At 66.2% G+C, this 19,727-nt stretch carries 20 protein-coding genes; 10 read left to right on the top strand and 10 right to left on the bottom strand.

Annotated elements, in window-relative coordinates:
• Window positions 1-38 precede the first annotated feature (38 nt).
• A complete protein-coding gene (gene sigG / locus HMPREF0372_RS14760; RefSeq protein ID WP_009260383.1) occupies window positions 39-809 on the bottom strand; it encodes an RNA polymerase sporulation sigma factor SigG in 771 nt (256 codons plus the stop codon).
• Window positions 810-1,004: 195 nt separating this feature from the next.
• Here sigG and pdxR point away from each other — a divergent pair, with 195 nt between their 5' ends.
• The gene (pdxR, locus tag HMPREF0372_RS14755; RefSeq protein WP_007494156.1) at window positions 1,005-2,405 is read left to right on the top strand and encodes a MocR-like pyridoxine biosynthesis transcription factor PdxR; all 1,401 of its coding nucleotides are present in this window, start codon (window positions 1,005-1,007) and stop codon (window positions 2,403-2,405) included.
• A 79-nt stretch (window positions 2,406-2,484) separates the two neighbouring features.
• Here the strand turns inward: pdxR and HMPREF0372_RS14750 are convergent, their stop codons facing one another.
• Window positions 2,485-5,391: a UvrD-helicase domain-containing protein gene (locus tag HMPREF0372_RS14750; RefSeq protein WP_007494152.1), complete on the bottom strand. Its 2,907-nt coding sequence runs from the start codon at window positions 5,389-5,391 to the stop codon at window positions 2,485-2,487.
• Between the two features lie 101 nt (window positions 5,392-5,492).
• Between HMPREF0372_RS14750 and HMPREF0372_RS14745 the strand changes: the two genes are divergently transcribed.
• Window positions 5,493-6,071 carry a hypothetical protein gene (locus HMPREF0372_RS14745; RefSeq protein WP_007494150.1) on the top strand — a complete coding sequence of 193 codons (579 nt, stop codon included), beginning with the start codon at window positions 5,493-5,495 and terminating at the stop codon, window positions 6,069-6,071.
• A gap of 5 nt (window positions 6,072-6,076) precedes the next feature.
• The gene (locus HMPREF0372_RS14740) at window positions 6,077-7,123 is read left to right on the top strand and encodes an alcohol dehydrogenase (protein ID WP_007494148.1); all 1,047 of its coding nucleotides are present in this window, start codon (window positions 6,077-6,079) and stop codon (window positions 7,121-7,123) included.
• A 59-nt stretch (window positions 7,124-7,182) separates the two neighbouring features.
• On the opposite strand, the gene gluQRS is transcribed toward HMPREF0372_RS14740, so the two are convergent.
• The 3 genes from gluQRS to HMPREF0372_RS14725 are packed head-to-tail and all read right to left on the bottom strand — an operon-like array spanning window position 7,183 to window position 10,138.
• On the bottom strand, window positions 7,183-8,124 hold the full coding sequence (gene gluQRS, locus HMPREF0372_RS14735) for a tRNA glutamyl-Q(34) synthetase GluQRS (protein ID WP_039997711.1): 942 nt from the start codon (window positions 8,122-8,124) through the stop codon (window positions 7,183-7,185).
• Window positions 8,125-8,127: 3 nt separating this feature from the next.
• Window positions 8,128-9,198: a pyrroline-5-carboxylate reductase gene (proC, locus tag HMPREF0372_RS14730; RefSeq protein ID WP_007494144.1), complete on the bottom strand. Its 1,071-nt coding sequence runs from the start codon at window positions 9,196-9,198 to the stop codon at window positions 8,128-8,130.
• 4 nt (window positions 9,199-9,202) lie between these two features.
• A complete protein-coding gene (locus tag HMPREF0372_RS14725; RefSeq protein WP_007494142.1) occupies window positions 9,203-10,138 on the bottom strand; it encodes a tRNA-dihydrouridine synthase family protein in 936 nt (311 codons plus the stop codon).
• 290 nt (window positions 10,139-10,428) lie between these two features.
• Between HMPREF0372_RS14725 and HMPREF0372_RS14720 the strand changes: the two genes are divergently transcribed.
• Window positions 10,429-10,992 carry a DUF3793 family protein gene (locus HMPREF0372_RS14720; RefSeq protein ID WP_007494138.1) on the top strand — a complete coding sequence of 188 codons (564 nt, stop codon included), beginning with the start codon at window positions 10,429-10,431 and terminating at the stop codon, window positions 10,990-10,992.
• A 50-nt stretch (window positions 10,993-11,042) separates the two neighbouring features.
• A complete protein-coding gene (locus tag HMPREF0372_RS14715; RefSeq protein WP_035299541.1) occupies window positions 11,043-11,462 on the top strand; it encodes a flavodoxin in 420 nt (139 codons plus the stop codon).
• A gap of 56 nt (window positions 11,463-11,518) precedes the next feature.
• Here the strand turns inward: HMPREF0372_RS14715 and HMPREF0372_RS14710 are convergent, their stop codons facing one another.
• The 4 genes from HMPREF0372_RS14710 to HMPREF0372_RS14695 form a co-directional block, all read right to left on the bottom strand.
• Window positions 11,519-11,905 (bottom strand): metal-dependent transcriptional regulator, encoded by a 387-nt coding sequence (locus HMPREF0372_RS14710; protein ID WP_007494131.1) that lies wholly within the window; start codon window positions 11,903-11,905, stop codon window positions 11,519-11,521.
• An 87-nt stretch (window positions 11,906-11,992) separates the two neighbouring features.
• On the bottom strand, window positions 11,993-13,837 hold the full coding sequence (locus HMPREF0372_RS14705; RefSeq protein ID WP_007494129.1) for an ABC transporter ATP-binding protein: 1,845 nt from the start codon (window positions 13,835-13,837) through the stop codon (window positions 11,993-11,995).
• The gene (locus HMPREF0372_RS14700; RefSeq protein WP_007494127.1) at window positions 13,812-15,566 is read right to left on the bottom strand and encodes an ABC transporter ATP-binding protein; all 1,755 of its coding nucleotides are present in this window, start codon (window positions 15,564-15,566) and stop codon (window positions 13,812-13,814) included. The genes HMPREF0372_RS14705 and HMPREF0372_RS14700 overlap by 26 nt, the downstream gene beginning before the upstream one ends.
• Complete coding sequence (locus HMPREF0372_RS14695) at window positions 15,563-16,000, bottom strand: MarR family winged helix-turn-helix transcriptional regulator (protein WP_009260759.1); 438 nt, start codon at window positions 15,998-16,000, stop codon at window positions 15,563-15,565. The genes HMPREF0372_RS14700 and HMPREF0372_RS14695 overlap by 4 nt, the downstream gene beginning before the upstream one ends.
• A gap of 148 nt (window positions 16,001-16,148) precedes the next feature.
• On the opposite strand from HMPREF0372_RS14695, the gene HMPREF0372_RS14690 reads away from it, so the two are divergent.
• Window positions 16,149-16,382 carry a hypothetical protein gene (locus tag HMPREF0372_RS14690; protein ID WP_007494123.1) on the top strand — a complete coding sequence of 78 codons (234 nt, stop codon included), beginning with the start codon at window positions 16,149-16,151 and terminating at the stop codon, window positions 16,380-16,382.
• A gap of 77 nt (window positions 16,383-16,459) precedes the next feature.
• Here HMPREF0372_RS14690 and HMPREF0372_RS14685 read toward each other — a convergent pair whose 3' ends face one another.
• On the bottom strand, window positions 16,460-16,918 hold the full coding sequence (locus HMPREF0372_RS14685) for a helix-turn-helix domain-containing protein (RefSeq protein WP_007494122.1): 459 nt from the start codon (window positions 16,916-16,918) through the stop codon (window positions 16,460-16,462).
• A gap of 449 nt (window positions 16,919-17,367) precedes the next feature.
• On the opposite strand from HMPREF0372_RS14685, the gene HMPREF0372_RS14680 reads away from it, so the two are divergent.
• The 4 genes from HMPREF0372_RS14680 to HMPREF0372_RS14665 all read left to right on the top strand — a co-directional run bounded on the left by HMPREF0372_RS14680 (window position 17,368) and on the right by HMPREF0372_RS14665 (window position 19,693).
• Window positions 17,368-17,652 (top strand): CD3324 family protein, encoded by a 285-nt coding sequence (locus HMPREF0372_RS14680; protein WP_007494117.1) that lies wholly within the window; start codon window positions 17,368-17,370, stop codon window positions 17,650-17,652.
• Window positions 17,653-17,766: 114 nt separating this feature from the next.
• Window positions 17,767-18,873, top strand: a complete 1,107-nt coding sequence (locus HMPREF0372_RS14675) for an RNHCP domain-containing protein (protein WP_007494115.1) — start codon at window positions 17,767-17,769, stop codon at window positions 18,871-18,873.
• Window positions 18,870-19,355 (top strand): NADH-quinone oxidoreductase subunit NuoE family protein, encoded by a 486-nt coding sequence (locus HMPREF0372_RS14670; RefSeq protein WP_007494113.1) that lies wholly within the window; start codon window positions 18,870-18,872, stop codon window positions 19,353-19,355. The genes HMPREF0372_RS14675 and HMPREF0372_RS14670 overlap by 4 nt, the downstream gene beginning before the upstream one ends.
• Window positions 19,356-19,438: 83 nt before the next feature.
• Window positions 19,439-19,693: a heavy-metal-associated domain-containing protein gene (locus HMPREF0372_RS14665; protein WP_007494111.1), complete on the top strand. Its 255-nt coding sequence runs from the start codon at window positions 19,439-19,441 to the stop codon at window positions 19,691-19,693.
• Window positions 19,694-19,727 lie beyond the last annotated feature (34 nt).

The following is a 19,727-nucleotide window of genomic DNA, read 5'->3' as shown; positions in this document are numbered from 1 at the left end:
GCCGCACCTGCGGCGCTGGAAAAGAGCGCCTTTCTCACCTACAGATTTTTCTTAATCTGGTTAATGGCGCTCTTTTCCAGGCGGGAGACCTGGGCCTGAGAGATGCCCACCTCGGCGGAGACCTCCATTTGGGTCTTGCCCTCGAAGAAGCGCAGGTTGAGGATGTGCCGCTCCCGGTCGGAGAGGCGGTTCATGGCCTCCTTGAGGGCGATGTGCTCCAGCCAGCTCTCGTCGGTATTCTTTGAGTCCTTCACCTGGTCCATGACACAGATGGTGTCCCCACCGTCGGAGTACACCGGCTCATAGAGGGAAACCGGGTCCAGAATGGCGTCCAGGGCAAAGACCACGTCCTCCCGCTTGAGCTCCAGCAGCTTGGCGATCTCCTCGATGCTGGGCTCCCGCTGGTGCTCGCTGATGAATTTCTCCTTAGCCTGGAGCACCCTATAGGCCGTGTCCCGCATGGAGCGGGACACCCGGACGGAGGAGTTGTCCCTCAGGTAGCGGCGGATTTCCCCGATAATCATGGGTACGCCGTAGGTGGAGAAGCGCACGTCCAGGTCGGTATTGAAGTTGTCGATGGCCTTTATAAGACCGATGCACCCAACCTGGAACAGGTCGTCCAGATTCTCTCCCCGGTTGGAGAACTTCTGGATCACCGAAAGGACCAAGCGGAGGTTGCCCGCGATGAGCTGCTCCCGGGCCTCCATGTCCCCCTCCTTGGTGCGGCGCAGCAACTCCATGGTCTCCTCATTCTTGAGGACCTTCAGCTTAGATGTGTTGACACCGCAGATCTCTACCTTTCCCTGCATGGCCGCTGCCTCCCTTTGACCGACTGAATCTGTGTTCAGTATGTCCGTGGCGTGGCCTTTCATACGGCTGCAGGGCGGGCTATATTTTTTATTGTGGGACGGTTTTCGATGGACTTTGCCGCCCCTCTTGCGCTTTGGCCCGGTTCATGATACGATAATTAACAAGAATAATCAGGTCAGTTTGGAGGTGTCTCCATGTTTACGCCTATTTTGGACAGCAGCCAGCGCCGCCCCCTCTACGAACAGCTCTACCGCTATATCCGGGGGGAGATCGAGGCGGGCCGTCTCGCCGCCGGAGAGCGCCTGCCCTCCAAGCGGGCGCTGGCAGCCCACCTGAAAATCAGCGTGGTAACGGTGGAGGGGGCCTACGGCCAGCTTCTGGCGGAGGGCTACCTCCGCTCGGAGCCCAAGCGGGGCTTTTTTGTTCAGGCCGTACAGGAGGAGCACCGCTCTCCCGCTCCGGCCCGCACCCTGTCCGTGCCGGCCCCGCCCACGCCGGCCCTCCCCTATGACTTCTCCACCAGCGCGGTGGATATTGCCCTCTTTCCCTTCGCCACCTGGGCCAAGCTCATGCGGGAGGTGCTCTCCGAGCAGGCCGCCCCCCTCCTGGCCTCCCCCCACCCCCAGGGCCTCCCTGCCCTGCGGCGGGCCATTGCGGAGCACCTGTATCGCTTCCGGGGCATCCGGGCGGACGCGGAGCAGATCGTGGTGGGGGCCGGGTCGGAGACCCTGATTGGCCTTCTGGTACAGCTTCTGGGCCGGGAGGGGGGCTATGGCGTGGAAAATCCCGGCTACACCAAGACCCAGCGCATCCTTACAAGCTGCGGCGCTGCCGTCCGCCCCCTCCCGCTGGACGGCCAGGGCCTGCGGGTGGATGCCCTGGAGGAGGCCGGGGTGCGGGTGGTTCATGTGACCCCCTCCCACCACTACCCATTGGGCATCATCATGCCGGTAGCCCGGCGGCAGGCCCTGCTGCGGTGGGCGGAGGCCGCCCCCGACCGCTATATTCTGGAGGACGACTACGACAGCGAGTTCCGCTTCTCCGGCCGCCCCATCCCCGCCCTGCAAAGCCTGGACGGCGGAGAGCGGGTGGTTTACCTCAACACCTTTGCAAAGAGTCTGGCCCCTTCCCTGCGCATCAGCTACATGGTGCTGCCCCCCCACCTGCTGGAGCGGTGGCGGCGGGATTTCTGGTTCTACTCCTCCACCGTCCCCTCCTTTGAGCAGTACGCCCTGGCCCGCTTCATGGAGCGGGGCCACTTTGAACGCCACCTCAACCGCACCCGCACCCGCTACAAAGCCCGGCGGGAAGCGCTGCTGGCCGCCGCCCGGGACACTGGACTGACGCGGGTTGGGTCCTTCGCCGGAGGCGACGCGGGCCTCCATCTGCTCCTTTGGATGGACGGCCGCTGGAGCGAAGCCGAGCTGGTGGCGCGGGCCGTGGATGCTGGGGTAGGGGTGGCCCCCCTCTCCGCCTGTGATCTCACCCCGCCGCCCCCCGGCCGACCTCCCGCCCTGATCCTGGGCTATACCCGTATCGCCGCCGTGGACATGGCCCCGGCCCTCCGGCGGCTGAAAGCCGCCTGGGCATTCTGAGCAGGGCGGCTCTGAAAAGGCTCCCCCCGGGAATGTTATACGTTTCAACCACTCCCGCATGTGAAATCCGGCACACGTTTCACTTGAACAGGCTCAGTTGCACCCCTAGGGGACGCGGCACCGGGGCGTGGGCCGTATCCTGACGGAGAGGCAGCCCCGCCAGGAAGCGGGAGGGTTCTCCGCCGCTGAGGAGCACCAGCTCCTCTCTGGCGCGGGTCATACCCACATAGAGCAGCCGCCGCTCCTCAGCCTCATCGGTGTCCAGGCCCTTCCGCTCCAGCGGAATGCGGCCCTCCCCAACGCCGCACAGGAACACCACCGGCCACTCCAGTCCCTTGGCCCCGTGGAGGGTGGAGAGGGTCACCGCTCCGGCGGCATAGCTCAGCCCGGCCCGGCGCAGCAGATCCCCCTCCTGCCCGATGGTCAGATTGCGGAGAAAGGCGGTCACATCCCCGAAAAACACCGCCATATTGCGCAGCCGCTCCACCCCGCCAGAGGGGGTGTGGTGGGCCGTCCACTCCTCCAGGAGGGCAGCGGGGGACTTTCCCTCCTCCTGCTGCCTCTCAAGCCAAGCCAGCGCGTCCTGCACCTCCCCGTCCAACAGGAAATCCTCCCGGCCGGTGACCACGCAGGGAATGCCGTCGTGGGCCAGACACTCCTCCAGCAGGGCCGCCTGCCGCCGGGTGCGGTAGAGCACCGCGATGTCCCCGAAGCTCCGCGCGCCCCGGGCGGCCCCCAACGCCTGGGCCTCCAACATACCGATGCCACCCACCATCCGGGCGATCTCCTTGGCCACGAAGATGGCCTCCGCCCGATCCCCCTCGTCGGTGAGCAGACGCACCTCCGCCCCGTGGGGGCTGTGGGTCTCCATGCGCCGGGGCGCGCCATCGATGGCCTCCGCCACCGGCAGGGCCGCGGCGAGAATCTCCGGGGTGGAGCGGTAATTCTCCGTCAGCCTCACCGTCCGCTCCGCCCCCAGGGCGGAGAAACAGCCGGCGTCCGCCCCGCGGAAGCCGTAGATGGACTGGTCGGGATCGCCGATGGCGAAAAAGGTGCCGCCCTCCCGCCGCCAGGCCCGGAGAAGCCGGAGCTGGAGGCGGTCGATGTCCTGGAACTCGTCTACCAGCAGGTGGGTAAAGCGCCGGTCCGACCGGCCGCCCTCCCACTGGCGCAGGGTCTCCAGCAGGAGGTCGTCAAAGTCCAGCTTTCCCTCCAGCTTCTCCTGATAGAGGGCAAAAGCCGGGTCGTCCCCGCCGTCCGCTCCCGTCTTGTGCCGGGAGATCGCCCGGAGAAAGGCCCCGGGGCTCCCCTTCCGGCCCAGCTCCGCCAGAGCGGCGGCCGCCGCCGCCCGCTGCTCATAGGGGCCGGCCAGGGGCACGTCCCCCAGCAGCTCCAGGCAGATGGCGTGGAAGGTGCCGATGGTCATGGCGCGGGCCGCCCGCTTGCCCAGACGCCCCTCCAGCCGCGCCCGCAGCTCCCCTGCCGCCCGGTTGGTGAAGGTCACGGCGGTGAGCTCCGAGGGCTTGGCCCCCCGCTCCTCCACCAGCCAGGCCACCCGCTCCACCAGGGTGTGGGTCTTGCCCGTACCGGGTCCGGCGAGCACCGCCACCGTGGCCTCCTCCGCCGAGGCGGCGGTGCGCTGGGCCCCGTTCAGCCCCCCGGTGGGGGCCGCCCCCTCCTCCCCGCTCCGTGCGGGCTTCGCCACCCTGCCCCGGGCCGTCTTGGCCGCCTTGGGAGCCTCCGCGCCAAAGAGGCTCACCTGCCCCTTGAGGTCCTCCCGCTCGGCGGGGCTGAGCAGCTCGATCACACCATAGGCCCCGTCGTACCCCGGGCGGCGCACCACCTGCCCCGCCCGCAGGCGGCGGATGCCCTCCGCCACGCAGGGCCCGGCCGCGGCCCGGATGTCCTCCAGCGGCACCTCCCGGAGAATGGAGAACTCCGGCCCCAGGGCCGCCAGCATGGCCTCGTACTTGGCGCCCACCTTCTTGCCTGCGGCAGAGCCCCCCTCCGAGGCGGCGATCACCTCCGGCAAAGGCGCCAGGCTCTCAAAGGGCCTGGCGTCCGGGCGGACATAGCCCTCCGGCCGGTCCGCCAACTGCTCCACCCGGTGGAGCACGCCGGTGGTCAGCCGCTTGCCGCACACCGGACACACCCCTCCGGCGGCCTCCGCCTCCACCGGGGAGAGGCACACCCCACAGTTCCGGTGGCCGTCAAAGTGGTACTTGCCCTCCTCGGGGAAAAACTCAATGGTACCGTGAAAGCCCTCCCCGGTCTGGATGGCCCGGGCCAGCTCCGGGTAGGACAGGCCCGTGTCCAGCAGGTTGGCCTCCCGCCCCAGTTTGGACGGCGAGTGGGCATCGGAGTTGGACACCAGGGTATATCCGTCCAGGGCGGAACAGCGGCAGATCATCGTGGGATCAGAGGAGAGCCCGGTCTCCAGGGCGTGGATATGGCCGGTGAGATCGCCGAAGCACTCCCCGATGGTGTCAAAGCCGGAGAAGGCCCCGAACAGGGAGAAGTGGGGCGTCCAGATGTGAGCGGGGATGAACACCGCATCAGGGCAGGACTCCAGGGTGATCTCCAGCAGATCCCGGCAGTCCAGGCCCAGGATGGGCCTCCCGTCGGAGTGGAGGTTGCCAATGGCCTCCAGGCGGCGGGACAGGGTCTCCGCCGCCTCCAGATGGGGCAGGAGAATCAGGGAGTGAACCTTGCGCACCTTGCCGTTTTTCTTGTAGATGGAGCTGATCTCCCCGGTGATTACGAACCGGGGCGCGTCCGGCCCGGCCCCCTTCAGGGTATAGAGTCCCTCCTCCGCTTCGGCCAGCTTGTCCCGCAGCTCGGCCCGCCAGGCGGGGTGGGTGAAGTCGCCGGTGCCTACCAGGCCGATGCCCTTCCTTCTGGCCCAGGCATCCAGCGGCTCCGGCTCCAGCTCCTTGCTGGTGGCCCGGGAGTATTTGGAGTGGATATGCAGATCGGCGATATACATGCCGCTTCCTCCCCTTCGCGTTTTTTCCCCATTTTACCCCCTTTTCCCCATGGACGCAAGCGGAAGGATATGCTACACTGGAGTGGACAGGAGGGATTGCTGTGACACTGCTGAAGCAGTTTTTGGAGCTGGGACTGGACTGCTCCCCCATCGGCCTTGGGCCGGGCCCCAGCCAGGGCGGCTATTTTTGTACGCCAAAGGGCCTGACCGTGCTGGGCTGGGAAGGCGTTGACGGCATCCACTACGGCCGCATCCGCGGCTATGGGGATATGGTGTTTGCCGTCAACCCCATGCCTGCCGGAGAGCAGCATGTCCGCCCCCTGGCAGGCAGCTTCCGGGACTTTCTGCGCCTGCTTCTGGCCTGCGGCTCCACTACCACTTTGGAGCAGGCAGGAGACTGGACGCGGGAGCAGTTCGACACCTATCTCTGCGCCCCGGAAAACGCCGTCACGCCGGATGCACAGGCGGTGCTGGAGCGCATCGCCGCCGCCTTCCGTCTCACCCCCATGGAAGACCCCTTTTCCTACATCAAGGGCGTACAGGCATCCTTTGACGGCGGCAAGCTGCACTATACCGACGAATATTACGACACGCTGGGCCTGGCCCGCCCGGACAGGCGCGAACCCGCTTCCCAGGGCTTTGAGTTTGAGGCCGTTGTGTTTGCATTGGAAAAGGAGTGACCTCTATGGACACCATGAACGCTCTGGTCTGGAAGGGGGACGGCGCGCTCTCCCTGGAGCGGCGGCCCGTCCCCACCCTGCAAGGCCCCCGCGACGCCATCGTGCGGGTGACCCGCTCCACCATCTGCACCAGCGATCTCCACATCCGCAACGGCGCGGTACCCCGTGCCCGGCCCGGCGTGGTGCTGGGCCATGAGTTCGTCGGGGTGGTGGAGGCCGTGGGAAACGGGATTTCCAATCTCCGCCCCGGCGACCGGGTGGCCGCCTGCTGCGAGAGCTTCTGCGGCGACTGCTGGTTCTGCCGCCGGGGCTATGTCAACAACTGTGTCCACGGCGGCTGGGAGCTGGGCTGCCGCATCGACGGCTGTCAGGCCGAGTATGTCCGGGTACCCTTCGCCGACACCGGCCTCACCCCCATCCCGGACGCCCTCAGCGACGAGGACGCCCTCTTTGTGGGGGACATCCTGGCCAGCGGCTACTGGGGGGCAGAGCTGTGTGCCTTCCAGCCGGGAGACACTGCGGTGGTGCTGGGCCTGGGGCCGGTGGGGCTGTGCGCGGCGGAGTGCGCCGCCCTGCTGGGCGCGGCCCACGTCATCGGCGTGGAGCCGGACCCCTGGCGGCGGCGGCTGGCACTGGAGCAGGGGCTGGTGGCGCTGGCCCTCGATCCCGCCGATCCTGAGCTGGAGTCCGCCGTGGCCGCCGCAACGGAGGGCCGGGGGGCCGACGGGGTGATCGAGTGCGCCGGCGGGCGGGACACCTTCCAGGCCGCCTGGCGGCTGGCCCGTCCCAACGGCACCGTGGCGCTGGTCGCCATGTATGAGGAAAACCAGACGCTCCCCCTGCCCGCCATGTATGGGAAGAATCTGGTCTTCAAGACCGGCGGCGTAGACGCCAGCCGCGGCCCGGAACTGGTGAGCCTGCTGGCTCAGGGGAAGCTGCGGACGGATTTCCTCATCACCCACCGGGGGCCGCTGTCGGAGATCCTGGAGGGCTACCGGGTCTTTGAGTCCCACGAGGGCCACTGCCTCAAATGGGTGGTCACGCTGGGATAACGCGCGCCGCGCACAGCAAAGGGGCGGGCCGGAACATTCCGGCCCGCCCCTTTCTGTTCTTAGAACTGCTCCACCGTGATGTCCCCCCGGGGGACGTTTGCCCAGTCGAAGGAGGCCGCCAGCTCCGCCGGGGACACCGGCTCCGGCCGGTCGGTCAGCCCCGCCCAGAAGGCCAGGCGACCGGTCAGCTCCGCCGGGGTAAACCGCTCCCGCAGGGCGCCCATGTCCAGATCGTGTTCCCGCTTGGACAGCCGCCGCCCGTCGGGGGCCAGCAGCAGGGGTACGTGGCAAAATTCCGGCGGCGTCAGGCCCAGCAGTCCATAGAGATAGAGCTGCCGGGGGGTGGAGTCCAGCAGATCCCGCCCCCGCACCACCTGGGTGACCCCCATGTCCCCGTCGTCACACACCACCGCCAACTGGTAGGCGTACACCCCGTCGGAGCGGCGGAGAATGAAGTCCCCGCAGTCGCGGAGCAGGTTTTCCCGGTACGTCCCCTGCAAGCCATCTGTAAAGGAAATCTCCTGGTCAGGCACGATCAAACGCCAGGCGGGACAGCGGGTCTGGGCCAGTCGGGCGCGCTCCTCTTCTGTCAAGTGTCTGCACTTGCCAGAGTAGACCACCTGTCCGTCAGAGCGGTGGGGGGCGCTGGCCGCCAGGCGCTCCGCCCGGGTGCAGTAGCAGGGGTAGACCAGTCCCCGCTCCTCCAGCGCCCGGAAGGCAGCGGCATACTGCGCCGTCCGCTCGCTCTGGAGGTAGGGGCCGTGGGCCCCGCCCTTCTGATAGCCCTCATCCCAGTCCAGCCCCAGCCAGCGGAGATCGTCGGCCAACTGCTCGGCGTACGCCGCCCGGCAGCGGTCGGGATCCAGATCCTCCATCCGCAGCACCATGACGCCCCCGGCCCGCTGCACCGACAGCCACGCCAGCAGGGCGGAGAACACATTGCCCAGGTGCATCCGGCCGCTGGGGCTGGGGGCAAAGCGTCCCCGTACGATTCCCCCCACGCCTTACACCTTGCCCAGCTCTTGGTTGCGGCGGAAGGCGGCCTCCACCGCCTGGATGGCGGCGGAGCGGAAGCCCCGCTCCTCCAGGGCGGCCACCCCGGCGATGGTGGAGCCGCCGGGGGAGCACACCTCGTCCTTGAGCTGTCCGGGGTGCTTGCCGCTCTCCAGCACCATGGCCGCCGCGCCCAGCACCATCTGGGCGGCGTAGGTCACCGCCTGCCCCCGGGGCAGGCCCACCTTTACGCCGCCGTCGGCCAGGGCCTCGATGAAGGGGTAGACGAAGGCGGGGCCGCAGCCCGCCACCGCTGAAAAGGCGTCCATCTGGCCCTCGGCGATGCGCTCCACCCGCCCGGCGGGGGCCAGAAGGGCCTCCACTCCGGCCAGACGCTCCTCCGCCGTACCCGCCTCGGCACACAGGGCCAGCATTCCCCTCCCGATGGCGGCGGGGGTGTTGGGCATGACCCGCAGGAGGGCAGGCCGCCCCTGCGCTCCCGCCAGCCAGCCCCGCAGGGTCTCACAGGTCAGACCGGCGGCGATGGACACCACCGCCTGCCCATCCCCCAGGGCGGGGACCAGCTCGGAGAGCACTCCCTCCATCATCTGGGGCTTGACGCACAGAAAGACATATTCCGCCTGGGCGGCCGCCGCCCGGTTGTCCTCGGCTACGGCGCACCCCAGCTCCGCCGCCAGGGCCTCCGCTTTGGCCCGGGTGCGGTTGGCGACAACCACCTGCTCCGCCCCCACGGCCCGGCACGCCGCCTGAATCAGAGGCGCGCCCATGTTTCCCGTTCCGATAAATGCCGCTTTTTTCATCCTGCTCCGCCTTTCCGCATAGTCTGTAATCAATGCTTCCTTTTCCGCCCGCCGGTACTTTTTGATGGCCGCCTCCCGCCGGAGGGCCGCCCCCTGGTCGGGGCACTCCTCCCCGTAGACCACCGCCAGCGGCCCCCGGCCCCGGGTATACTTGGCCCCCCTCCCCCGGCGGTGGGCCGCCAGACGCCGCTCCACATCGGCGGCGGTGCCGGTGTAGAGGGTTCCGTCCCCGCAGCGGAGGATATAGACCCACCAGCTCATGGCCTCACCACTCCGGCCGCAGCTCGGGCAGCAGCTCCAGCTCCCGGAAGACCGCCGTTACGGCGCTCTCGTACTCGCCGGTGTCCCGTGCCTTCCGGATGGCCTTGGCGTGCCGCTGGCTGTCCCCGAACAGGTGGATGAGGTAGAACCAGACCTCCTTCATCCGCAGCATGGCGTTGCGGCGGCTGCCGAAGGCCTCGGCGTAGCCCTCGTACACCTGGTCGTGGAAGGCCCGCAGCTCCTCCCGGCCGGCCGCCGGGCCGCCCCCGGCCTTCCGGGCCAGGGCGGGGTCGCCCGCCAGTCCCCGGCCCAGCATAATCCGCTCCGCCGCCGGGAACTCCGCCTGAAAGGCCTCCAGCGCCGGGACGGTATAGAGATCCCCATTGTAGCACACCGGGAAGGGGCTGTCCGCCAGCGCCCGGGCAAAATAGGCCCGGCGGGGGGTGTTTTTATACATGTCCTTCTGCACCCGGGGGTGGACAATCAGCTCCGCCAGGGGATAGCGCCGGAACAGCGCCAGCAGGGGGCCGAACTCCTCCGGCTCCCGCAGACCCAGCCGGGTCTTGATGGAGACGGCGCAGGGGGCAGCGTCAAACACCGTGTCCAGGAACCGCTCCAGCTCCTCCGGCAGCCCCAGGAATCCGGAGCCCTTGCCCTTGGCCACCACCGTGCCGGAGGGGCAGCCCAGATTCAGGTTGATCTCCGGGTAACCCATGGCCGCCAGCTCCCCCGCCGCCCACAGGAAGTCCTCCGCCCTCCGCACCAGCAGCTGGGGCACGGCGGTCAGCCCTCTGTTGTGCTCGGGCAGAATCTCCCGTAGCTCCCGTTTGGTGAAGCGGTGATCCTGGGTGGGAGTGATGAAGGGAATAAAATAGCGGTCCACACCGCCGAACCAGCGGCAATGGGCCTGCCGGTACAGGGCTCCGGTGAGCCCCTCCATAGGGGCGAATGCAATCTTCACGGCTCTTGTCCACTCCTCACGCGCAGGGCGGCAGGAGGCGGAGCGGCCCGCCGCCCCGCCTCCCAGTGCTGCTTATCTGGAAAAATTGTAGCCTATTTTGCCCTATTCTGTCAAGGGTGCGGCGTTTGCCCCCCATCTCCCCCAAGTGCAAAAATTTGGGTTGACAACGGGAGGCAGGCGTGGTATTGTTTGTTATGCGGTTAGTAATTGCTAACCTCCATTTCCAGTCCACTAATTAGTAATGACTAACTAAGAGAGGAGTCCCAGACATGACCTTTGAAGAGGCGCTGATCGAGCACTGCTCCCCCACTCTGGCTGGGGTAAAGCCCGCCAGCCTGTTCCGCTTCTGTCCCAGGGACAGCGCCCTTTTCGCGCGCCGGTTCCTTGCGCTCCGGCAACAGTTCGCCGCCCGGGGACTGCGGCTGGTCATCCTCAAGGGCTGCCGCCGCACGGGCTCCTACCTGCTCTACCTGTACCGGGAGCGGGATCTGGCGGAGGTGCTGGGCCGCAGAGAGCACCGGGATTTTCTGCGCGCTATGGGCTACACCCCGTGGGAGGCGCCCGGCGACTGCCTGCGGCAGTTGGCCGCCCGCCTCTGTCTGGAGGAGGAATTCCCCCACGAGATCGGCGTCTTTCTGGGCTATCCTCTGGATGACGTGAAGGGATTCATCCGCCATAAGGGCAGGGACTACACCTTCTGCGGCTGCTGGAAGTGCTATGGCGATCCCCAGGCGGCCCGCCGGCGCTTCGAGCGCTACCACCGCTGTACCGCGGTCCTTCGCCGCCGGTATGCGGAGGGAACCCCGATCACTCAGCTCATCGAGGCTGCTTGATAGAATACATATGTTAATTCAGAATGACATTCAGAAAGGATGGATCAATCATGGGTAAGATCGCAATCGTCTATTGGAGCGGCACCGGCAACACCGAGGCCATGGCCAATTTTGTGGCGGAGGGCGCGGGCGGCCAGGCCGACCTGTTCACCCCCGGCGAGTTCAGCGCCGATCTGGTGTCCAACTACAGCGCACTGGCCTTCGGCTGCCCGTCCATGGGCGCCGAGCAGTTGGAGGAGGCCGAATTTGAGCCCATGTTCGAGGCGGTAAAGCCCCGCCTGAGCGGCAAAACCATCGGCCTGTTCGGCTCTTATGGCTGGGGAGACGGCGAGTGGATGCGCACCTGGGCCGAGGACTGCGAGAGCGCCGGCTGCAACCTGGTCTCCGAGCCCGTGATCTGCAACGAGGCCCCGGACGACGCCGCTGCCGAGAGCTGCCGTGCGCTGGGCGGCGCGCTGGCCGCGGTATAAGTCCATACAAAACGGCCGGTGACGTGTGTCACCGGCCGTTTTATTGTTTGACGTTCCTACTCTTCCATTTCGGGCAGCTTTCCCCCCAAGGCGTGCTCCTTCATCTTCTGAAAGGTCTCTTCGCTCAGGTCGTGCTCCACCTTGCAGGCGTCCGCCGCAGCCACCTCCGGGTCGACGCCCAGCCGGATAAAAAACTGGGTCAGCAGCTTGTGCCGCTCATAAATACGCCGCGCGATCTCCTCCCCCGAGGGCAGTAGGGAGATGAAGCCGTCCTTGTCCATCTCGATATACCCGCTCTCGCGGAGTTTTTTCATGGCGACACTGACACTTGGCTTGGAAAAGTGCAGTTCATTGGCAATGTCGATGGAGCGGACCAGCCCATGGCGCTCATGCAGGCTGAGAATGGCCTCCAGATAGTTTTCTGCGGACTCATAAATGTTCATAAGTCTTTCCTTTCTGCAGCAGTTCCTTTGCTACAGATTAACACAATCCATGTGTTTTTACAAGGAGTTTCACAAAAAGGGCATCGGTCAGCTCAACTCAAACATACCACGGTAGAGCTGATAGTATTCGCCCTTCTGCGCCAGCAGGGCCTCGTGGCTGCCCCGCTCCACGATCTGGCCGTGCTCCAGCACCATGATCGCGTCGGCGTTGCGCACCGTGGACAGGCGGTGGGCAATGACAAAGACGGTACGCCCCTCCATGAGCTGGTCCATCCCCTTCTCGATAAGGGCCTCGGTACGGGTGTCGATGGAGGAGGTGGCCTCGTCGAGAATCAGGACCGGGGGCTCGGCCACGGCGGCCCGGGCGATGGCCAGAAGCTGCCGCTGGCCCTGGGACAGATTGGCGCCGTCGGAGGTCACCATGGTCTCATAGCCCTGGGGCAATCGGCGGATGAAGGAGTCCGCGTTGGCGATGCGGGCGGCCCGCTCGATCTCCTTCTGAGTGGCATCCAGCTTGCCGAAGCGGATGTTGTCGGCAATGGTGCCCGTAAACAGGTGGGTATCCTGAAGGACGATGCCCAGGGAGCGGCGGAGGCTGTCCTTTTTGATGTCCCGCACGTCTATGCCGTCGTAGGTGACGCCGCCCCCCTGCACCTCGTAAAAGCGGTTGATGAGGTTGGTGATGGTGGTCTTGCCCGCGCCGGTGGAGCCCACGAAGGCGATCTTCTGGCCCGGCTCGGCGTAGAGGCTGATCCCCTTCAGGATGGGCTGCCCCGCCTCATAGCCGAAGTCCACCTTCTGAAAGCGCACATCCCCCCGCAGGGGCGCCAGGCTGCCGTCCGGCCTGCGCCACGCCCAGCGGCCGGTTTTTTCGGCGCAGGCGGTCATGGTTCCGCCCTCCTCCTTCACGTTGACCAGCTCCACCTGCCCCTCGTCGGTCTCAGGCGGCTGCTCCAGCACCTCAAAGACCCGCTCTGCTCCGGCCAGCGCGGCCAGCAGGAAGTTGCTCTGCTGGGTCATCTGGTTGATGGGCATGGCGGCCTGCCGGACAAAGACCAGATAGCTGGCCAGACTGCCCACGTCGGTCATGCCCTTCAGCGCCATGATGCCGCCCAGCACCGCCACAAGGGCGTAATTGACATAGGAGATGCTGACCACCGCCGGAATCATGGTGGCCGCATAGCTCTGCGCGCCGGTGCCCGCTTTCCGCAGGGCCTCGTTCTTCTCCCGGAACGCCCGCAGGCTTTCCTCCTCGTGGTTGAACACCTTGACCACCTTCTGCCCGGCCATCATCTCTTCGATATAGCCGTCCAGCTCCCCCAGGCAGTCCTGCTGCTTCTTGTAATAGGCCTTGCTCCGCCTCCCACTGAAGCGGACGTAGAGGAACATGAGGACATAAAACACCGCCACGACGAGGGTAAGCTGCCAATTGAGCAGAAACAGCATGGTGAAGGTGCCCACCACCTGGATCGTACTCTGGATGAGCATGGCAAAGCTGTTGTTGAGCGCCTCAGAGATCGTGTCCACGTCGTTGGTGAAGTAGCTCATCACATCGCCGTGGCGCTGGGTGTCAAAAAAGCGGAGGGGCAGGGTTTGGATGTGGGCGAACAGATCCCGCCGGATGTCGTAGAGCACCTTCTGGGCCGCCTTCACCATGATTTGGGTATAGCCCAACGCAGAGAGCACCCCTGCGCCGTAGATGGCGGCAGTGACCGCCACGCCCAGCACCAGGGTGTTGAGGCTGCCGGCCGCCAGACTGTTGACCACCGGCCGGATCATATAGGTGCCAAGAAGGTTAGCCAGGGCGCTGAGGGCCACCAGCACCGCCACGGCCAGGAACAGCAACTTGTGCCGTCCCAGGTAAGACAGCAGGGTGCGCAGCGTGTGGCCCAGGTCCTTGGGCTTTTTAGCACTCAGTTGCCGGGACGCCATGGCCCTCCCCTCCTTTCATCTGAGATGCGTAGATCTCCTGGTAGATGGGATCGCCCGCCAGCAGGCTCTCGTGGGTGCCCACCGCATGCACCCGGCCGTCCTCCAGGATGACGATCTGGTCGGTGTGCATCACGGAGGTGATGCGCTGGGCGATGATGAGCTTGGTCACATCCCTCAGCTCCGCCAGAGCGATGCGGATCTTCCCCTCAGTGGCGGTGTCCACGGCGCTGGTGGAGTCGTCGAAAATCAGGATTTTCGGCCGCTTGAGCAGGGTACGGGCGATGCACAGCCGCTGCTTCTGCCCGCCGGAGACGTTCACGCCCCCCTGGCCCAGGTCGGTGTCCAGGCCCTTTGGCATCCGCTCCAGAAATTCGGCGGCGCAGGCCGCCCGGCAGGCCGCCCACAGCTCCTCGTCGCTCGCGTCCGGTTTCCCCCACCTCAGATTCTCCCGCACGGTGCCGGAGAAGAGAACGTTCTTCTGGAGCACGATGCCCACCGCGTCCCGCAGAGCCCGGAGATCGTACTCCCGCACATCCCGGCCGCCCACTAGGACCGTCCCCTCGGTGGCGTCGTACAGCCTGGGAATGAGCTGCACCAGGGTAGTCTTGGCCGAGCCAGTACCGCCCAGGATGCCCACCGTCTGCCCTGCCGGGATATGGAGCTCCACGCCGGAGAGGGCGTACTCCCGGGCGCCGCTGTGGTATTTGAAGGAGACCCCTTCAAACTCCACGCTGCCGTCGGGCACCTCCTCCACCGCATCCTCCGGCGAATCCAGCACAATATTCTCGTCCAGTACCTCGCTGATGCGGCGGGCGCTGGCCAGGGAACGGGTGAGCAGCAGGAACACGTTGGAAATGAGCATCATGGAGTTCATCACCTGGAGCACATAGCTGAGAAAGCCGGTGAGCTGCCCCACCTGGAGGCCGCTATTGAGCACCATGTTTCCGCCGAGCCACATGATGAGCACAACGGCGGTATACATGACCAGTTGGAACACCGGCAGGTTGAGCACGGCAAGGCGGAAGGTCCGCTGGCTGGTCTCCATGAGCTCAGAGTTGACCCCCTGAAACTTCTCCTCCTCGTACTCCCCGCGGACAAACGCCTTGACCGCCCGGATGGCGGTGAGGCCCTCCTGCACCACGTTGTTCAGCCGGTCCACCGCCTTCTGGAGCCGACCGTACATGGGGGCCACCCGGCGCACTATGACAAAGAGGACGCCCCCCAGAACCGGCGCACACACCAGAAACACCAGGGCCAGCCTGGGATTCATCCAGAAGGAGAGGCCCACGCCCATGACCAGCATGACGGGACTACGCACCAGTGGGCGGTAACCGCCGTTGACCGTGTTCTGGAGCACGGTCACATCGGTGGTCATGCGGGTTACCAGTGAGGAGGTCTCAAATTTGTCCAGGTTGGAAAAGGCATATTTCTGCACCCGCTCAAACTGGGCCTCACGAATGTTGGCGCCCCAGCCATAGGCGGCCCGGGCGGTAAAGCGGGCGTACAGCAGCCCCGTGGCCAGGGCCAGCAGGGCGCAGACGCCCATCTGAATTCCCCTCTGGAGGATCACCGCCACATCCCGGTTGGCCACTCCCACGTCGATGATGTCCGCCATGAGGACGGGGATCACCATTTCAAATGCAGTCTCTAGGATGATCATCACCGCCGCGATCAGCAGATCCCGCCGGTACGGCCCCAGATAGCCCAGCAGCCGCCTCAACTCCCTCATTCCGTTCCCTCCTCCCGCTCTGCCCGAAGATTCCGGTAGGCCCGGGACAGGTAATCGGCAAACTGCCGCCGTTCTTCCGGGTTGAAGCCGCTCAGCATGGCCTCCTCCATGACCCGGCAGCGCCTCTGCCAGTCCAGGTTGATCTGCCTGCCCGCCTCGGTCAGCTCCACCACGTCTCTCCGGCGGCTCTGCCCATCCGCCCTCCGGGTCACAAAGCCGCTCTTTTGCAGGCAGTCCAGCATCCGGCACACCGCAGCGGGGTCAATCTCAAAGTAGTCCGCCAGTTCCCGCTGACGGCAGGGCCCCCGGTTCATCAGGTAGTTCAGCAGCTTGGGCTGCCCAGGCCCCAGCCCCAGCTCGCCCAGGCTGGGCCTCAGGAAGTTGCGCTGGGCGTGAAACGCCCGGTACAGCAGCATATGGAAGGTTCGCTCCACGTTCCGCCGCCCCCTTTCTTGATATATCAATAATTGATATATCAATTATATAAAGTTCTCTCCGATTGTCAAGGCTGCATTTGTTCCCTGCAAATTTTCCCTGGGTAGCCGCACCTCCACTGGTACATGCTATGCGGGAGGTGATTTCATGCGTCCGGTCTATACGGATCTCTACGCGCTCTTCCGCCGCGATCCCGGCGCGGAGGAATATTTCAATCAGCTCCCCGCCTATGTGCAGGACCAGCTCAGCGCCCGCTGCTGGGCCGTAGACTCTCTGGAGCGCCTGCACGCCTATGCCGATCAGTTCCAGGCCAAGGGTTCTCCGGAGCTGGTGGAGGAGATCGGCGGAAAGGCCTTTCTTCCTCCGCCGTTCCGCCCGTGAGCGGTATATGGCGGGGTGATCTCCCCGCCAAAACAAGCAAAATGCCTGCTGCTTTCGCAACAGGCATTTCAAAAGGCTTATTTCCGCTTGGCCAGCTCTTTCCAAACGGCCTGGGCGACCACTTCCTGCCCCTCAGGGGAACGGAGCACCTCCAGCACCATGGCGCGGAACTGCTCCCTGGCCTGTCGGCCCCCGAACAGGGCGTCCAGCATGGTGGCCCCCTGGGCGGGCGCCTCCGCTTTCATCTTCTTTGGGGCTGGGGCGGGCCGGTAGACCGGCTCCTCGTCTGCCCCGGAGTACCCCTCACTCATCCAGTCCTCCTGCCGGGTACGGTCGTTGCTCTCCCCCCGGAGGTAAAACAGGGACACGCCGAAATAGGAGGCCAGCTTTTCCTGCTGCTCCTTCGTAGGGGTCTGGCGGCCCGTTTCAAACTTCTCAAAGGCGTTTTTGGGAAATCCCAGTGCCAGAGAGGCGGGCACCCGTGCCAGGCCGGCCTCGGTGCGCAGCGCCTCGATCCTCTGTGCCATTGTCACCATGGTTGACTCCTTCTTTCCTGTATTGGATTATTTATTTATTATACCGCCCCGGCAGGCGGGCCGCAAGCCTTGACATATGCTCCGCCCGATGGTATCCTAGCTTCATACCAAGGAGGTGTGTGGATGTCCGTATAAGCGATTCGCCGTTTTGCGGCGCAGCCTGGAGAGGGGCGGAGGCCTCTCTGTTTGTGTTGCCCAAACCGGAGAACTGCGGTACGGACCGCCCCATGCGCCCCTGTCCTTATGGGGGATTTTCCGCTCGCGGGGAGGTGCCCGCGCCTTTGGCGCGCCGGTTCTCCGCGGGCGTTTTTTGTCACCTGGAAAGGAGTATCAGAACGGATGAACCGTGATTCTGTGCGCGGCGCCTGAGCGAAGGCTTCGGCGCCGTATCCCACCCGCTGGTAGCCTTTGCTCATTCCAAATGATTCCATCAAGTTTGGAGGAGCACCATGCGCTATCAAAACGCAGCCGAGCTGCTGCCCGCCGAGCTGCTGGAGGCCCTGCAGGGCTACCTGGACGGCGGTTATCTGTATATCCCCCGGCGGGCGGAACACCGCCGGGCGTGGGGAGAACGCACCCGGCGGAAGGAGGAGACCCTGGCCCGCAACCGGGCCATTTTCCGGGACTACACCGCCGGTCTGGGCGTGGACGAGCTGTCCGCCCGCTATTTTCTCGCCCCAAAGAGCATCCAGCGGATTCTCACCCTGGGCCGCCGGGGCCTGCTGGAGCCATAGTCCTGCGCCGGAGCGAAGCACGCTCCGGCGCAGCTTTTTTGCGGTACCGTCTTTGCGGTTGCCTCCGCGCGGCCCGCTCTGCTACAATGGGCGCGAAAGCGAGGCAAGATACCCATGAACCAATCCAACCTTCTCACCGTCCGCGTGGCGGGCGTCATGAACCGGCAGGCCGTCGTGCTCCACGCGGGCCGCACCCTCCCCTGCCTGCTGTCCGGCCGGCTGCTCCGGCAGAAAGATAGCCTGGCCGTGGGCGACCGGGCCGAGGCGGAGGTCCTGGGCGGCGGCCAGTACCGTCTGACGCGCGTCCTCCCCCGGACCAGCGCCCTGCGCCGCCCCAGCCGCCGCGGCTCCGGGGACGCCCTTCTGGCCGCTAACGCGGATTTTGTGCTGGCCGTGTGCGCGGCCCCCTCCCTGCTTCGCGCCTTCGCCCTCCCGGAGTGGGCGCTGGAGGCCGCCCGGGCGGCGGGCCTGCCCGCCGGGCTCTTTGTCAGCCACTTGGACCGGCTGGCCCCGGAGGAGGGAGACGCCCTGGCCCGCCGGCTGGAGCCGCTCCGGGCGGAGCTGGACGGCCTGGCCTGGGGCTCCGCCCTGGAACCTCCCGCCGGGCTTCTCCCCGCCCTGCGTGGAAAAGCTGTGGCCGTGCTGGGCGGCCCGGGGTGCGGCAAGACCGCCCTGATCCAGCGTCTGGCCGGGGCGCAGGCCCCCCTCCGCCCCACCACTGCCGCCTCTCTCTCCCAGGGGCCGGACGGCACCCTCTGGCTGGACACCCCCGGCTTTCGGGGCGCGTCCCCCGCCGCCAAGCCCGCCCCGGACTACCGCCGCCAGCCCTGCGGGGAGTCCTTCTCCTGCAAGGCCTGCGGCGCGCTGGTCACCCCAGAGGGGGCCGCCAGCCGGCACCGCAACCACTGCCCCCACTGTCTGTCCAGCCTCCACGTAGACGAGGAGCCCGGCGACCGGGCCTGTACCTGCCGGGGGATTATGGAGCCGGTGGGCGTGTGGGTGCGCAAGGGGGGCGAGTGGGCGCTCATCCACCGCTGCCGCGCCTGCGGGGCCCTCCGCTCCAACCGGATCGCGGCGGATGACAACCCGGCCCTCCTCCTCTCCATCGCCCTGCGCCCCCTGGCCCAGCCCCCCTTTCCCCTGTCCTCCCTGTCCGGGGTGGATCTTTCCCGGGAAATGCGGCATAATGAGGGAAACGACAGACAGGAGGCAGACGCATGACACAGGACTGGACACTGGAGGAGGTCCTCGCCTATTACCGCCGCCAGGGGGCGCCGGGGGAGCAGGGGGCGCTGGTGGCCCTGCTGCGGGAGGTGCAGGAGGAGCGCGGCGGCGCACTGCCCGCCGCCGATCTGGCGGAGATCGCCGCCGCCCTCTCCCTCAGAGATACCTTTCTGTCCGCCATCATCAGGCGTTACCCCGGCCTGCGCACCGAGGAGGCCCCCCACCGCCTGGAGCTGTGCGGCGGCCCCCGCTGCTCCGGCCGGGGCGCGGCCCGTTTGGCCGCCTTTGTGGAGGAGACCTACGGCGTGCGTCCGGGCGGCGTCAGCGCCAGCGGCCGCTTCACCTACCGCATCACCGGCTGTATGAAAAACTGCCCCAACGGCCCCAGCCTCCGGTGGGACGGCGCGCTCCACTCCCGCGCTGACGAGGCTCTCATCCGCGCCCTGGTGGACGAGGGCGGCGGGCGGCCTTCCCCTTGACAGTTTCCCTCCGCTGTGCTACGATCGGTTAGTAGTTGCTAACAATATATTCCGACACAGCGGAGCGGAAAGGGAGCGGTTTTATGACAAAGTATACTCTTGTGGTGGACGGGATGATGTGCGGCATGTGTGAATCCCATGTAAATGACGCCGTCCGCAAGGCCTTCCCCGTCAAGAAGGTCACCTCCTCCCACAGCAGGAAACAGACCGTCGTGGTGGCGGAGGAGCCTATCGACGAGGCAAGGCTGCGCCAGGTTATCGACGCGACCGGCTACACGGTGCAGTCGGTGAGCTGCGAGCCCTATGAGAAAAAGGGTCTGTTCTCCTGGGGAAAATGAGCGAAACAGAGGGGCGGAGCGCCGGCCGGCGCTC

It is taken from the genome of Flavonifractor plautii ATCC 29863, from assembly GCF_000239295.1.
Taxonomy (GTDB): Bacteria; Bacillota; Clostridia; order Oscillospirales; family Oscillospiraceae; genus Flavonifractor; species Flavonifractor plautii.
The sequence above is the reverse complement of the archived record's forward strand: the minus strand, read 5'-3'. Positions and strand labels throughout refer to the sequence as shown.

Bases quoted from the DNA above. Each gene is read 5' to 3' on its own strand.
- sigG (WP_009260383.1), bottom strand. From the start codon at position 809: ATGCAGGGAAAGGTAGAGATCTGCGGTGTCAACACATCTAAGCTGAAG.
- pdxR (WP_007494156.1), top strand. From the start codon at position 1,005: ATGTTTACGCCTATTTTGGACAGCAGCCAGCGCCGCCCCCTCTACGAA.
- HMPREF0372_RS14750 (WP_007494152.1), bottom strand. From the start codon at position 5,391: ATGTATATCGCCGATCTGCATATCCACTCCAAATACTCCCGGGCCACC.
- HMPREF0372_RS14740 (WP_007494148.1), top strand. From the start codon at position 6,077: ATGGACACCATGAACGCTCTGGTCTGGAAGGGGGACGGCGCGCTCTCC.
- proC (WP_007494144.1), bottom strand. From the start codon at position 9,198: ATGAGCTGGTGGGTCTATATCCTCCGCTGCGGGGACGGAACCCTCTAC.
- HMPREF0372_RS14725 (WP_007494142.1), bottom strand. From the start codon at position 10,138: ATGGAGGGGCTCACCGGAGCCCTGTACCGGCAGGCCCATTGCCGCTGG.
- HMPREF0372_RS14720 (WP_007494138.1), top strand. From the start codon at position 10,429: ATGACCTTTGAAGAGGCGCTGATCGAGCACTGCTCCCCCACTCTGGCT.
- HMPREF0372_RS14715 (WP_035299541.1), top strand. From the start codon at position 11,043: ATGGGTAAGATCGCAATCGTCTATTGGAGCGGCACCGGCAACACCGAG.
- HMPREF0372_RS14710 (WP_007494131.1), bottom strand. From the start codon at position 11,905: ATGAACATTTATGAGTCCGCAGAAAACTATCTGGAGGCCATTCTCAGC.
- HMPREF0372_RS14705 (WP_007494129.1), bottom strand. From the start codon at position 13,837: ATGGCGTCCCGGCAACTGAGTGCTAAAAAGCCCAAGGACCTGGGCCAC.
- HMPREF0372_RS14700 (WP_007494127.1), bottom strand. From the start codon at position 15,566: ATGAGGGAGTTGAGGCGGCTGCTGGGCTATCTGGGGCCGTACCGGCGG.
- HMPREF0372_RS14690 (WP_007494123.1), top strand. From the start codon at position 16,149: ATGCGTCCGGTCTATACGGATCTCTACGCGCTCTTCCGCCGCGATCCC.
- HMPREF0372_RS14685 (WP_007494122.1), bottom strand. From the start codon at position 16,918: ATGGTGACAATGGCACAGAGGATCGAGGCGCTGCGCACCGAGGCCGGC.
- HMPREF0372_RS14680 (WP_007494117.1), top strand. From the start codon at position 17,368: ATGCGCTATCAAAACGCAGCCGAGCTGCTGCCCGCCGAGCTGCTGGAG.
- HMPREF0372_RS14675 (WP_007494115.1), top strand. From the start codon at position 17,767: ATGAACCAATCCAACCTTCTCACCGTCCGCGTGGCGGGCGTCATGAAC.
- HMPREF0372_RS14670 (WP_007494113.1), top strand. From the start codon at position 18,870: ATGACACAGGACTGGACACTGGAGGAGGTCCTCGCCTATTACCGCCGC.
- HMPREF0372_RS14665 (WP_007494111.1), top strand. From the start codon at position 19,439: ATGACAAAGTATACTCTTGTGGTGGACGGGATGATGTGCGGCATGTGT.